Source organism: Pseudomonas sp. LJDD11 (genome assembly GCF_024584215.1).
GTDB lineage: Bacteria > Pseudomonadota > Gammaproteobacteria > Pseudomonadales > Pseudomonadaceae > Aquipseudomonas.
Genome location: NZ_JANJFL010000024.1, coordinates 29,469 through 43,002 on the forward strand (window position 1 = coordinate 29,469; position 13,534 = coordinate 43,002).

13 protein-coding genes are annotated in these 13,534 nt (G+C 61.0%); 7 read left to right on the forward strand and 6 right to left on the reverse strand.

What is annotated here, in order from left to right; all coding sequences use genetic code 11:
* Positions 1 to 3: 3 nt before the first annotated feature.
* Positions 4 to 702, reverse strand: a complete 699-nt coding sequence (pyrF, locus tag NRB16_RS22565) for an orotidine-5'-phosphate decarboxylase (protein ID WP_162484337.1) — start codon at positions 700 to 702, stop codon at positions 4 to 6.
* Positions 703 to 857: 155 nt separating this feature from the next.
* Here pyrF and NRB16_RS22570 point away from each other — a divergent pair, with 155 nt between their 5' ends.
* Positions 858 to 1,025, forward strand: coding sequence for a DUF2897 family protein (locus tag NRB16_RS22570; protein WP_084710019.1), 168 nt, complete (start codon positions 858 to 860; stop codon positions 1,023 to 1,025).
* A gap of 49 nt (positions 1,026 to 1,074) precedes the next feature.
* Here NRB16_RS22570 and NRB16_RS22575 read toward each other — a convergent pair whose 3' ends face one another.
* Entirely contained in the window at positions 1,075 to 1,887 is an 813-nt protein-coding gene (locus NRB16_RS22575) for a transporter substrate-binding domain-containing protein (RefSeq protein ID WP_257107008.1), read from the reverse strand.
* A gap of 292 nt (positions 1,888 to 2,179) precedes the next feature.
* On the opposite strand from NRB16_RS22575, the gene NRB16_RS22580 reads away from it, so the two are divergent.
* Together NRB16_RS22580 and NRB16_RS22585 are read left to right on the forward strand one after the other, a co-directional pair.
* On the forward strand, positions 2,180 to 2,722 hold the full coding sequence (locus tag NRB16_RS22580) for an exonuclease domain-containing protein (RefSeq protein WP_045489888.1): 543 nt from the start codon (positions 2,180 to 2,182) through the stop codon (positions 2,720 to 2,722).
* A gap of 81 nt (positions 2,723 to 2,803) precedes the next feature.
* Complete coding sequence (locus NRB16_RS22585; protein WP_045489886.1) at positions 2,804 to 3,085, forward strand: pyrimidine/purine nucleoside phosphorylase; 282 nt, start codon at positions 2,804 to 2,806, stop codon at positions 3,083 to 3,085.
* Positions 3,086 to 3,158: 73 nt separating this feature from the next.
* Here the strand turns inward: NRB16_RS22585 and NRB16_RS22590 are convergent, their stop codons facing one another.
* Complete coding sequence (locus NRB16_RS22590) at positions 3,159 to 4,925, reverse strand: ABC transporter transmembrane domain-containing protein (protein ID WP_257106985.1); 1,767 nt, start codon at positions 4,923 to 4,925, stop codon at positions 3,159 to 3,161.
* A gap of 215 nt (positions 4,926 to 5,140) precedes the next feature.
* Here NRB16_RS22590 and NRB16_RS22595 point away from each other — a divergent pair, with 215 nt between their 5' ends.
* On the forward strand, positions 5,141 to 5,317 hold the full coding sequence (locus NRB16_RS22595) for a PA1571 family protein (protein ID WP_045489882.1): 177 nt from the start codon (positions 5,141 to 5,143) through the stop codon (positions 5,315 to 5,317).
* 53 nt (positions 5,318 to 5,370) lie between these two features.
* Here the strand turns inward: NRB16_RS22595 and pdxB are convergent, their stop codons facing one another.
* From pdxB to rlmM, 3 genes are read right to left on the reverse strand one after another with little or no spacing between them, the layout of a single operon-like run.
* Positions 5,371 to 6,522: a 4-phosphoerythronate dehydrogenase PdxB gene (pdxB, locus tag NRB16_RS22600; protein WP_257106986.1), complete on the reverse strand. Its 1,152-nt coding sequence runs from the start codon at positions 6,520 to 6,522 to the stop codon at positions 5,371 to 5,373.
* 48 nt (positions 6,523 to 6,570) lie between these two features.
* Positions 6,571 to 6,825 (reverse strand): sulfurtransferase TusA, encoded by a 255-nt coding sequence (gene tusA, locus NRB16_RS22605; protein ID WP_045489878.1) that lies wholly within the window; start codon positions 6,823 to 6,825, stop codon positions 6,571 to 6,573.
* Between the two features lie 54 nt (positions 6,826 to 6,879).
* A complete protein-coding gene (gene rlmM / locus NRB16_RS22610; RefSeq protein ID WP_045494544.1) occupies positions 6,880 to 7,944 on the reverse strand; it encodes a 23S rRNA (cytidine(2498)-2'-O)-methyltransferase RlmM in 1,065 nt (354 codons plus the stop codon).
* A 158-nt stretch (positions 7,945 to 8,102) separates the two neighbouring features.
* Here rlmM and acnA point away from each other — a divergent pair, with 158 nt between their 5' ends.
* From acnA to NRB16_RS22625, 3 genes are all read left to right on the forward strand, one after another.
* The gene (gene acnA, locus NRB16_RS22615) at positions 8,103 to 10,847 is read left to right on the forward strand and encodes an aconitate hydratase AcnA (protein ID WP_253142088.1); all 2,745 of its coding nucleotides are present in this window, start codon (positions 8,103 to 8,105) and stop codon (positions 10,845 to 10,847) included.
* A gap of 104 nt (positions 10,848 to 10,951) precedes the next feature.
* The gene (locus NRB16_RS22620) at positions 10,952 to 11,737 is read left to right on the forward strand and encodes a CPBP family intramembrane glutamic endopeptidase (RefSeq protein ID WP_257106987.1); all 786 of its coding nucleotides are present in this window, start codon (positions 10,952 to 10,954) and stop codon (positions 11,735 to 11,737) included.
* Positions 11,738 to 11,848: 111 nt separating this feature from the next.
* Entirely contained in the window at positions 11,849 to 13,414 is a 1,566-nt protein-coding gene (locus tag NRB16_RS22625) for a PAS domain-containing methyl-accepting chemotaxis protein (protein WP_045489873.1), read from the forward strand.
* Positions 13,415 to 13,534: the final 120 nt, after the last annotated feature.

Below are 13,534 nucleotides of genomic sequence, written 5' to 3' on the forward strand. Positions count from 1 at the left end.
ACCTCAAGCCAGCTCTGCAACCACTGCGGCCAGTGCCTGGGCCGGGTCGGCGGCCTGACTGATCGGACGGCCGATCACCAGGTAATCGGAACCGGCTTGCAGCGCTTGGCGCGGGGTCAGGATGCGGCGTTGATCGTCCTGGGCGCTGCCGGCCGGGCGAATGCCGGGGGTCACCAGTTGCAGCGCCGGATGCACCGCCTTGAGTGCGCGGGCCTCTTGGGCCGAACACACCAGACCATCCATGCCAGCCTTTTCGGCCAGGGCTGCCAGACGCAGAACCTGCTCCTGCGGATCGATATCCAGACCGATACCGGCCAGGTCTTCACGCTCCATACTGGTCAGTACGGTCACCCCGATCAGCAACGGCTGCGGGCCACTGCGCTGGTCAAGGACATCGCGGCAAGCCTGCATCATGCGCAAACCACCGGAACAGTGTACGTTGACCATCCATACGCCCATTTCTGCTGCGGCCTTGACCGCCATGGCGGTGGTGTTGGGGATGTCGTGGAATTTCAGGTCGAGAAATACTTCAAAGCCACGCTCGCACAGGCTGGCGACGATGCCCGATGCGCTGCTGGTGAACAGTTCTTTGCCGACTTTGACCCGGCATAGCTTAGGATCGAGCTGATCGGCGAGGCGCAGCGCCGCTTCACGGGTCGGGAAATCCAGGGCAACAATGACAGGGGACTGGCAAACGGACATGAGCGGGTTCTCAGGTAAGTCGAAATCGGCGCGCATTGTAGCCGATCCGCTCGCCCCACGGGGCATTGGCTGCACGACCGGCGCAAGGGTTAACGCACTGGAACCAATAGCCTCAGCAACATCTCAAACGAGTATCAGCAAAAGGAGTGCACGCTATGCCCTGGTATGCCTGGTTGATCCTGATCATCGCGATCGGTTCTATTGTCGGCGGATTGCTATTGTTGCGTGACACTGCGCACAAACTGCCCCTGACCGAAGAGCAGCTCAAGCGCGTCCATGAACGCAATGCCGAAATGGATGCCAAGGAAGCCAAAGACCGCTAACCCAATACTGTTGTTAGACCGCTGGGAGCAGCCCGACAACTCACAGTATCTACTGCAAATGTGCCGCCGCGTTCGCTGACAGGCCCACCGGGGCTTTCGAACGGGCGGCACTGACCTGCCGAATGTCATAGGGGCTGAAAATCTGCTTCATCTGCCCGCTGTCATGCAACAGGCGCAGCAGTCGGGTCAGTTCGGCACCACTGATAGGGCTGCCGGGCTGTATCAGTGCATAGTGACGATAGACTTGATCCACGCGCTCTGAAATCAGTAATTCATCGGCATTCACCACCCCACGCAGTGCCGCGTCACGCAAGAATGACCGGGTCATCGGGGCAATATCCACCCGCCCCCGGTTGAGCATCAACAGGTTGCTCTCATGCGAGTAGGTCAGTGTCACCTTGAAATGGGCCGTCAGGTAATCGGGGCTGGCATTAAACTGGGCAAACGCATAGTGATAGCCGTTGAACAGCGCCAGATGCTTGCCAGATAGCTCATTAAAGTAGTCCTGCCCACGCCCCGGCACCTGGCGCGCGACGAACACTTCTTCGTCTTCCAGGCCCAGGTCCACCGCGGTATGTGCAATGTCGCGCCAGCCCCATTGCGGGTTCTCAAATATCGCCAGGTCCACGCGCCCTTGGGCAAAGTCGCGAAAGCGACGGGTGACCGAGGTCGGGACCATCACAAAATTGTACGTGGACTGGCTACGGTTGAGGCTGGCCAGCAGTTGCGGGAGCAACCCTTGCTGATCGCTTTTCTCGGGGCGCACGACATAGGGCGGAAAATGCGCAGCGCCGACCCTGACCAACTGAGCAGCGCCAGCATGATCTGCGGCTGTCAGCAAGACTCCTGCTGCCAGGAACATCAACGGGCGAGATAAAGTCATCATGGAACGCGTACAGTGACAAATTGCCACACGCTATGCGGTTTTATCCGTTTACACAACAAGGCTATGTACAACCAGCACGCTCCTGACGCTTCGCCTATGCTGCCCGACGCATCAATGCCCCGGCATAATTCAGACCAATGATCGTCCAGCCTGGCACATTTAATGGTGTTCGCGGTCGATGTAGAACCTCCTTGCGCATACCGGGGCGAACATGACTACGCTGGAGGCTGTTGTCTGTATATCGAAACCGTTGGATGGGAGCTAGAGCATGCCGCATTGGCTGGTGATTGACCTGGAGGCCACCACCGAGGAAGGCGGTTGGCCGGTCGCGGAAATGGAGATCATCGAAATCGGTGCCACCCTGGTGAATCAGTATGGGCGGGAGCTGGACCACTTCGAACGGTTTGTGCGTCCGGCGCGCCGACCGCTGCTGACCCACTTCTGCCGCGAGCTGACGCATATCAGCCAGCACGATATCGACAGCGCCGAGCCGCTGGAGAGTGTCTGGCCGCAGTTCGAACGCTGGCTGAGCCATCATCAGGCGCGGGTGGTGGGCTGGGCCAGTTGGGGTGATTACGATCATCGCCAGTTGCAACAGGAATGGCGCAGCCATCAACTCGATAGCGCCTTGCACGAATTACCCTACGTCAATCTGAAAGACCGTTTTGCCCAGGCCCGCCAGTTGCAGCGCCCGGTCGGGCTCAATAACGCCCTGCAACTGGCCGGCATGCATTTCAGCGGCCAGCAACACCGGGCCCTGGTCGATGCACGCAATACTGCGCGTCTTCTGCCCTTGATACTGCCCAACTGACGCCCGCCTGATAAGAGTGACGCAGGCAAACGGCTTGGGCATACTGAGCGGCCATTTTTCAGCCTTTTCCAAGGATTCACCATGTTCAAGGTCAACGAGTATTTCGACGGCACCGTCAAGTCCATTGCATTCGCTCAGGCTGAAGGTCCGGCTACCATTGGCGTGATGGCCAAGGGTGAGTATGAGTTCGGTACCGCACAGGCCGAAATCATGCACGTCATCTCTGGCGAGCTGATCGTCAAGCTGCCGGGTAGCGAACAGTGGCAGACCTTTGCCTCGGGCAGCCTGTTCAACGTACCGGCCAACAGCAAATTCCAGTTGAAGGTCAGCGTCGACACCGCTTACCTGTGTGAATACCGCTGATTGAATGCCGCTCAGGACCGGTCAGGCTGCTTGGCTGCTCATGCGGCTCGCACCCGGCCGGTCCTGCCCCCAACTACCCCTCCACATTGAATTGCAACGCTGCCAGCCGCGCGTACAGCGGGTTGCTGGCGATCAGTTCGCGGTGCGTGCCTACCGCGACCAACTGCCCCTGATCCAGCACCGCGATGCGGTCGGCGTTTTGAACGGTCGACAGGCGGTGGGCGATGACCAGCGTAGTACGGCCCTGCATCAGGCCGGGCAGAGCCTGCTGAATCAAGTGTTCGCTTTGCGCATCCAGGGCACTGGTGGCTTCGTCGAGCAGCAGGATTGGCGCATCGACCAGCAGCGCACGGGCAATCGCCAGACGTTGCCGCTGCCCGCCTGACAGTCCCAAACCGCCTTCACCCAAGTGGGTACGATAGCCCTCCGGCATCTGCTGGATAAACTCATGGGCGTGGGCCATTCGCGCTGCAGCTTCAACCTGCTCGTCCGTAGCCTGGGGGCGACCATATCGAATGTTGTCTGCAACACTGCCAAAAAACAGTGCCGGAGTTTGCGCGACGATGGCAAAGCTGCGGCGCAGCTCGTGCAAATTCAGTTGCCGCACAGGCACGCCTTCGATACGGATTTCACCCTGCTGCGGGTCGTAGAAGCGCAACAGCAGATCGAACAGCGTCGACTTGCCAGCCCCGGAGGGACCAACCAGCGCCAGCGTTTCTCCGGCCTCGATCTCCAGGCTCAGGCCCTTGAGCACTGGATGCTCGGGCCGCGACGGATAGCTGAAGCCGACATTGTCCAACGCCAGGCGACCGCTGACCCGCCCCGGCAAGGCCTGCACCTGGGGGGCGGGGGCAACAATTTCACTGCGTGCCTGCAATAGCTCGGCAATCCGTTGCGCGGCCCCGGCAGCACGTTGCAACTCGCCAATCACTTCACTGATCGTTCCAAATGAGGTGCCGACCACCAAGGCATAGAACACAAAGGCGGCCAGCTCACCGTGGGTAATGCGCCCTTCTATGACGTCCATGCCGCCAACCCGGAGCATGACCGCCACCGCGCCCAACACCAGCACGATCACCAGCGTAATCAGCCAGGCTCGTTGCAAGATGTGCCGACGCGCGATATCGAACGCCTGCTCCACCGTACCGCTGAAGCGCTGCCGGTCCTGGGCCTGATGGTTGTAGGCCTGCACGGTCTTGATCTGACCCAGCGTCTCGGCCACGTAGCTGCCGACATCCGCGACCCGATCCTGATTGAGCCGTGACAGGCGCCGAACCCGCCGGCCGAAAATCAGGATTGGCGCCAACACCAAGGGCAGGGAAACCACCACGATACTGGTCAAGCGCGGGTTGGTGACGAACAGCAACACAATGCCGCCAATGACCATCAAGGCGCTGCGCAAAAACATTGACAGCGATGAACCGACCACTGACTGCAACAAGGCGGTATCGGCGGTCAGCCGCGACTGTATTTCCGAGCCGCGATTGTGCTCGTAAAACCCCGGATGCAGGTCGATCAGGTGCTCGAACACCGCTTTGCGCACATCGGCGACCACCCGCTCGCCGATCCACGAGACCAGATAAAAACGCACGAACGTACCGACCGCCAGCCCCAGCGTCAGCAGCAAAAACAAACCAATGGACTGGTTCAGCAGTTCGGTCGAGCGGGTCATGAAGCCCTGATCGACCAGCAAACGGATGCCCTGCCCCATCGACAGGGTAATCCCTGCCGTGACCAGCAGTGCCAATAGCGCCGCCCCAACCCGCCAGCGATAAGGAGAAATAAAGCGCCACACCAGGCTCAGAGACTGAGCCGGATTACCGCGTAACACTGAAACCATGAACTTTGGCCACCTGTTAAGCTCACACAATAGGCGCAGGCTACACACCTTGTGACGGCGAGTCTGCCCGCAAGCGCTGTGTTCGCTGGTCACCGACTGGAGATTTACGCAAACCTCTGCTGCAATCAGGCATCGGCCCAACGGTGGGCGGATGTCATGGCGCAGTCACAGAGCATGGCTAGTTTGAACGGCTACACCTGATAAGGAGAAGGATCATGAGCTTGCAAGACAACAGCAACCAGGTCGAAGTCATTCGTTCCACTCCGAGCCTGCCGGTCGGCGGGGCAGTATTGGATGAGCACGGCAAAGAAGTGCTGATTACCGAAGCGATGGTGCAGCAGGCCTGTCAGGAATGCGACAAGCACTGGATCACTCCTGACAAACAGGAATAACCACCGCTCAAAAAAAGCCCGACTTTTCAGTCGGGCTTTTTTTTGCCTGCTGGTCAGAGCACCGTGGCACCCAGTGCCTTGACCATCTGCTGCAACAGTTGAGCATGAGCGCCCTGCCCTTGCAGCCGGACCTGCAACGCATCGATCTCACGGCGCGGCGGGTAGTGTTTGCGCAGCGCATCGAATGCCAGGCGCTGGCTATCGGTGCCGCCTTCCAGAGTGCGCCGAAAATCCGCATCGTCGCGGCGCGGGTCATAAACACCCCGGCACAGCATGGCCAGCGCCCAGGCCGGGTCCGTTTCGGCATCCAGACCAACCTGGGCCAGCCATGGGCGGGGCAGCAGGTCTTGCAGTTCAATGCTGGCCGGCTGACCGAGAAACGCGCACAGCGCCTGATAGATCTGTGCGGTGCCGCGCTGCCGGCCATCAAGGCTGTAACCGGCGATGTGTGGGGTCGCCAGTGTACACAGCTCGGCCAGCGCGACATGCACCTGCGGCTCACCTTCCCAGACATCCAGCACCGCCTGCAGGTCATCGCGGGCAAGCAGCACATCGTGCAGCGCCTGGTTATCCACCACCGCACCGCGACTGGCATTGATCAGCCAGGCGCCTGGACGCAGGTTTTGCAAGCGCTGGCGGTCGAACAAGTGCCAGCTCGGATGGTCCCCGCCACGCTCCAGCGGGGTATGCACGCTGATGACGTCGCACCGGCGGATGATCTCTTCAAGACTGACAAAGTCGCCACCTTCGGCCTTTTGCCGAGGCGGGTCACACACCAGCACGTTCCAGCCCAGGCCACGCAGGACGCTGACCAGCCGCCCACCCACCTGGCCGGCGCCGACCACGCCGTAGGTGCGGCCGGGCAACTCGACGCCTTCGATTTCCGCCAGGGTCAGCAGGCTGCCCAGCACATAGTCCACCACGCCACGGGCATTGCAGCCCGGCGCGCTGGCCCACTGAATGCCGGCCTCGGCAAAGTAACCAAGCTCCAGGTGATCAGTGCCGATCGTGCAGGTGCCGACAAATCGCACCGGGCTGCCTTCAAGCAAGGCGCGGTCGACCTGGGTCACCGAACGCACCAGCAGGATATCGGCATCCGCCACCGCCGCACGGTCGATGGCCCGGCCGGGCAGGCGGCGAATGCTGCCAAGCCCGGCGAAGAAGGCGTCAAGCAGCGGGATATTTTCGTCAGCAACGATCTGCATGGGATGCTCCGCAATCGGGAATAAAATGATAAGCCGCCGTTATGACCGTCAATCGGCTTTCTTGCGGATCCAGTACAGGTAAGTGCTGCCAGCCACCTGCTGCTCGATCAGTTCGTGGCCCAGAAACACACAAAACTTGGGAATGTCACGCTGGGTCGAGGGGTCGGTGGCGATCACCTTGAGCAAACCGCCGGCAGCCAGGTCACGGACCTTCTGGTGCAGCATCATTACCGGCTCGGGACAATTGAGGCCGCTCGCGTCCAGGGTGGCGTCGGCAGCAAGGTTTTCAACGGGTTCAGACATGGATGACTCCACAAACGAGCAAATAGTGTCGGGATGCTTCAGCTATCGGATCGCTCAAGAGCGAACCAGATCCAGCCGACGCAAATGGCAGGTCACTTCCTCGCGGTCGTGATACAGCTGCTTGCAGCCGATCGAAACCCTCACCCCGCGCGCCTTGAAACCCTCTTCAATGCGATCGAGCAGGCGCCGCACCTCAGCGTAGCGCTGTTTCATCGGCAACTTGAGGTTGACCACCGCTTCACGGCACAACCCCTCGCCCAGCCAGGTTTCCAGCAGCGCAGCGCTGCGCGCCGGCTTTTCAACGATATCGCAGACCATCCAGTCGACAGTCTGGCGCGGCTTCCAGGTAAAACCGTCGGTCATCAGGTGCTGCACCAGGCCGGTGTCCATCAGGCTTTCGGCCATCGGGCCGTTGTCGATGGCGGTGACCAGCATGCCGCGACGCACCAGTTGATAGGTCCAGCCACCGGGTGCTGCGCCCAGGTCAACACCGGTCATGTCATCAGACAGCCGCTGCTCCCATTGGTCGCGCGGGATGAAGTGGTGCCAGGCCTCTTCGAGCTTGAGGGTCGACCGGCTGGGCGCCTCGCGGGGAAACTTCAGGCGCGGGATGCCCATCGGCCACATGGCGCTGTTAGCGGCCTCAGCCAGCCCCAGAAACACCTCGCGACCACTCTTGAACGTCAGCAGCAGGCGCGGCAGGCTGGCGTCGTCGCGCAGCTTGCCAGCCTTGCTCAAGGCTTTGCGCAGCGGCACTTCGAACTTGCGGCAGAAGGTCGACAGCTCTTTACCGTCATTGGTGTCCAGCACCTCCAGCCACAGGCTGCCGCACACCGGCCACTCCTGCAGATGCTCCAGCAGCACGCTGATGCGGTCGGTCTCCGGTAACTCGACAAACGCCCCCCGCGCCCACTGACGCGGGAAGATCAGCCGGTCAAAGCGCTGGCCTTGCATCAGCCTTGCAGCGCCGTCGGGCTCCAGGCAAATGAACTGCGCGCAAGCACTGTCAGGTTTGGCCTTGGCGTAACCGGCCACATTCAAGCGGGCTGCGACATCGGATATCTCCGAACAGACTTCGCCCTCGAAACCCGGCCGGCAATGCATAAACAGCGTATTCACGGGCAACTCCCAGCCTGCGCAATCAAAGCCGCGCATGATAGCTGAAAAGCTGAACCTCTGACGTGCCGCGTGGGTCCACAACAACAGTAGCGCTTGAGCCAGACCTGTCACAAAAGCTCGCCTGCCACCGTTCGCTTACCGTTTAAAGGAGTCGTTAAATGCCCTCCCTGGATAGCCTGAAAAGCCACAAGACCCTGGACCTTCATAACAAGACCTACCACTACTTCAGCCTGCCCGATGCCGCGCGCACTCTGGGTGATCTGGACAAGCTGCCCATGTCGCTCAAAGTGCTGCTGGAAAACCTGCTGCGCTGGGAAGACGGCCAGACTGTCAGCGGCGAGGACTTCCAGGCGCTGGCCGACTGGCTCAAAGAACGCCGCTCGGATCGGGAAATTCAGTACCGCCCGGCCCGGGTCCTGATGCAGGACTTCACCGGCGTGCCGGCGGTGGTCGACCTAGCCGCGATGCGAGCAGCAGTGGCCAAGGCCGGGGGCGACCCACAGCGGATCAACCCGCTGTCGCCAGTGGATCTGGTGATCGACCACTCAGTGATGGTCGACACCTATGCCTCGGACGACGCATTCAAGCAGAACGTCGACATCGAGATGCAGCGCAATGGCGAACGCTATGCGTTCTTGCGCTGGGGCCAGGACGCGTTCGACAACTTCAGTGTGGTGCCGCCGGGCACGGGTATTTGCCATCAGGTCAACCTTGAATACCTGGGCCGCACGGTGTGGACCAACGAACAAGACGGCCACACTTACGCATTCCCTGACACGCTGGTGGGCACGGACTCACACACCACCATGATCAACGGCCTGGGGGTGCTGGGCTGGGGCGTCGGCGGTATCGAGGCGGAAGCGGCAATGCTGGGCCAACCGGTGTCGATGCTGATTCCTGAAGTGATTGGCTTCAAGCTGACCGGCAAACTCAAGGAAGGCATCACCGCCACCGACCTGGTGCTGACCGTGACCCAGATGCTGCGGAAAAAGGGCGTGGTGGGCAAATTTGTCGAGTTCTACGGCGACGGCCTGGCTGAACTGCCGCTGGCGGATCGCGCCACTATCGCCAACATGGCCCCGGAATACGGCGCCACCTGCGGCTTCTTCCCGGTTGACGAGGTCACTCTGGAATACCTGCGCCTGTCGGGCCGCCCTGCCGAGACGGTCGAACTGGTAGAAGCCTATTGCAAGGCTCAGGGCCTGTGGCGCCTGCCAGGCCAGGAGCCGCTGTTCACCGACACCCTGGCGCTGGACATGGGTGAAGTACAGTCCAGCCTGGCCGGGCCGAAACGCCCGCAAGACCGGGTTGCACTGGCCGATGTTGCCCAGGCTTTCGATGATTTTCTCGGCCTGCAACTCAAGCCGGCCCAGGTCGAAGAAAGCCGTCTGGAAAGCGAAGGCGGCGGTGGCGTGGCAGTGGGCAATGCCGAACAACTGACCGGTGAAGCCGAATACCAGCACAACGGCCAGAGCTATCGTCTGAAAAACGGCGCGGTGGTAATCGCGGCGATTACCTCGTGTACCAACACCTCCAACCCCAGCGTGATGATGGCCGCCGGGTTACTGGCGAAAAAAGCCGTGGAGAAGGGCCTGCAACGCAAGCCATGGGTAAAAAGCTCGCTGGCGCCAGGTTCCAAGGTGGTCACCGACTACTATAACGCCGCCGGGCTGACCCGTTACCTGGACGAACTGGGCTTCGACCTGGTCGGCTATGGCTGCACCACCTGCATCGGCAACTCAGGTCCGCTGCTCGAACCGATTGAAAATGCTATCCAGCGCTCCGACCTCACGGTGGCGTCGGTGCTGTCAGGCAACCGTAACTTCGAGGGCCGTGTGCATCCGCTGGTCAAAACCAACTGGCTGGCCTCCCCGCCGTTGGTGGTCGCCTACGCGCTGGCCGGTAACGTGCGCGTTGACCTCAGCCGCGATCCGCTGGGTGAAGGCAGCGATGGCCAGCCGGTCTACCTGCGCGATATCTGGCCCAGCCAGCAGGAAATCGCCGAGGCCGTGCAACAGGTCGACACTGCCATGTTCCACAAGGAATACGCCCAGGTCTTCGAGGGCGACGCGCAATGGCAAGCGATCGAGGTGCCGCAGGCCGCGACGTATGTCTGGCAGGCCGACTCGACCTACATCCAGCATCCGCCGTTTTTCGAGGGTATCGATGGCCCTCTGCCGGTGATTGAAGACATCCAGAACGCACGCATCCTGGCCTTGCTGGGCGACTCGGTCACCACCGACCATATTTCGCCGGCCGGTAACATCAAGGCCGACAGCCCGGCAGGCCGTTACCTGCGCGAGCAAGGCGTGGAACCGGTGGATTTCAACTCCTACGGCTCACGGCGCGGCAACCATGAAGTCATGATGCGCGGCACCTTCGCCAATATCCGCATTCGTAACGAAATGCTGGGCGGCGAAGAAGGCGGCTATACCCTGCATATCCCTACCGACGAGAAGCTGCCGATTTTCGATGCCTCAATGCGCTATCAGCAGGAAGGCACGCCACTGGTGATCGTTGCCGGTCAGGAATACGGCACCGGCTCCAGCCGTGACTGGGCAGCAAAAGGCACCAACCTGCTGGGGGTCAAGGCGGTGATCGCCGAGAGTTTCGAGCGAATCCACCGCTCCAATCTGGTCGGCATGGGCGTCTTGCCGTTGCAGTTCAAAGCGCCACACACCCGCAAGAGCCTGGGCCTGACCGGCCGGGAAACCCTGAGCCTGACCGGTTTAAGCCAGGCTGAGCTGCGCCCGGGCATGAACCTGACGCTGCATATCCGCTTCGAAGACGGTCGTCAGCAAGAAATCGAATTGCTATGCCGGATCGATACCCTCAATGAAGTCGAGTACTTCAAATCCGGTGGCATTCTGCATTACGTGCTGCGCCAGTTGATCGCTGCCTGACCGCTCTGCCCGCCGTCCACCAAAAAGGGCGGCGGGCAGCAAACTCTCACCCGCTCATGCACCCGTCTCAGTAGAATCGCCCGCCTGATCTGCGGGAGATTCTGATGAGCATTACGCGCTGGGTGGCCCTGGCTTTGCTGGGCCTCGGGTATGGCATCGCCCTGAGTCACGGCGCACTGCAAGCGCCAGCGCTGCTCGCCTTCGGGCTGCTGGTGTTGGCCGCCATGGCAGTGCGCCACACAAACCCGCCATGGCTGCGCTGGCTGGGTCATGTGCTGTTTATTGTCACCGGCCTGGCGCTGGCGTTGCATGGGCTACCGGGCTTCGATAATGCGCCGATCATGGAATACAGCCGCTCCAGCCCGGATGCAGCACCCTTTATCAGCAACCTGAACCTGGACAAGCCGCTGATCGGCCTGTGGCTGCTGTTGGCCTGCCCGTGGATCTTGCACGGCCAGAGCAGGGCCTACCGCCAAGCAGCGGTCGTCGTCATTGCAACCATCAGCCTGACTCTGGCCCTGGCCTGCATGGTCGGCCTGACCACATGGGCGCCGAAGTGGCCGCCCTACGCCATGCTCTGGCTGCTCAACAACCTGCTGTTGGTGACCTTGACAGAAGAATTGCTGTTTCGTGGCTATATTCAGGGCGCGTTGCAACATTACTGTCATCGTCGGCGACTGCAGGGCATACTGCCAGTAGTCATTACCGCCGTGTTATTTGGCATGGCCCATATCGGCGGTGGCTGGCTTTGGGCAGTGCTGGCCGGTTTGGCCGGCGTCGGTTATGGACTGGCCTGGCGCTATGGAGGGCTCTGGGCTGCGGTGTTGGCCCACTTTGGCCTGAACCTTGTGCATTTTTGCCTGTTTGCCTACCCAATGCTGGCACCTTGAGTATTGATCGCTGACAAGCATTGCGCTCATAAATGTGAGCGGCACCTCAATTTTTTATCGTCCCTGCCGATAACCCGCCAAAGCCTATTGGATCGAAGGATCGAACAGCCCATGCGCAACAATCAGCCCATCACCCAACGTGAGCGGACATTCGCAGCACAACAGCGGTTGATTTCCACGACCGACACCAAAGGCGTGATCACCTACTGTAATGAAGCGTTTCAGCAGATCAGCGGCTTCAGCCAGGATGAACTGCTCAGGGCGCCGCACAATCTGGTCCGCCATCCCGATGTTCCGCAAGCCGTCTTCGAACACATGTGGAGCACCCTGAAAAAGGGCCTGCCGTGGATGGGGATCGTCAAGAACCGTTGCAAGAATGGCGACCACTATTGGGTTAACGCCTACGTAACGCCGATTCTGGACGGCGGCAAGGTTGTCGGTTACGAGTCAGTGCGGGTCAAACCGACTGCCGAACAGGTACGCCGTGCCGAGGCCCTGTATGCCCGCCTCAATGCCGGCAAGTCGGCGTTGCCCAAACGCGATACCTGGCTGCCGGTGCTACAGGACTGGCTGCCATTTATCATGGTCAGCCAGATCGGCTTCTTGATCGGCATCTGGCTCAACTCCTGGTGGGGCTTCATCCTCGCCGCCACCCTGTCGGTCCCGCTGGGGCTGCTTGGCCTGAGCTGGCAGCAGCGCGGTATCAAGCGTCTGTTGCGGCTGGCGGAACAGACCACCTCCGACGCCCTGATTGCGCAGATGTACACCGACAGCCGCGGTGCGCAGGCACGTCTGGAAATGTCGATCCTCAGCCAGGACGCACGCCTGAAAACCTGCCTGACCCGTCTGCAGGACACCGCCGAGCACCTGAACACCCAGGCGCGGCAGTCCAACGATCTGGCCAACGCCAGCTCTGTCGGCCTGGAACGCCAGCGCGTCGAAACCGAGCAAGTGGCCGCCGCCATTAACGAAATGGCCGCGACCACCCAGCAGGTGGCCGGGCATGTGCAAAACACCGCCGACGCCACCCAGCAGGCCAACGCTCTGACCCGCCGGGGTCGCGACATCGCCGGGGAAACCCGCGAAGCGATTGAGCGCCTGTCGGCGTCGGTGGGCGAGACCGGCCTGACCGTCACCCAACTGGCCAAGGACAGCGATGAAATTGGCGGCGTGGTCGATGTGATCAAAGGCATCGCCGACCAGACCAACCTGCTGGCCCTCAACGCGGCTATCGAAGCGGCCCGCGCCGGTGAAATGGGTCGTGGTTTTGCCGTGGTCGCCGATGAGGTCCGGCAATTGGCGCAACGCACCAGCGAATCCACCGGGCAGATTCACAGCCTGATCGCCAAGCTGCAGCAAACCGCCAACAACGCCGTACAAACCATGAACGCCGGCCACCGCCAGGCCGAAGAAGGCGTGGCCCGGGTACTGGAAGCCGACCAGGCATTGGTGGGCATCAGCGAAGCAGTGGCCAACATCACCGACATGGCCACCCAGATCGCTGCAGCCACTGAACAGCAAAGCTCGGTGGCCGACGAGATCAGCCGCAATATCTCCAACATTGCCGACCTCGCCGACCAGACCTCCGACGGCGCCCAGCGCTCGGCAGTGCTCAGCGCCGAACTGACCCATACCGCCAACTCGCAATACTCGTTGGTAGAGCGTTTCAACCGCTAAGCCGCGCGTTTATAAAAACCCCGTCAGGTGCAGGCCTGACGGGGTTTTTTATTGGTGTTTGCTCAGGGTCTGGCGGGACAGAACAGTAACTTATGAATAGAACAGAGTAGGCTCTTTCAA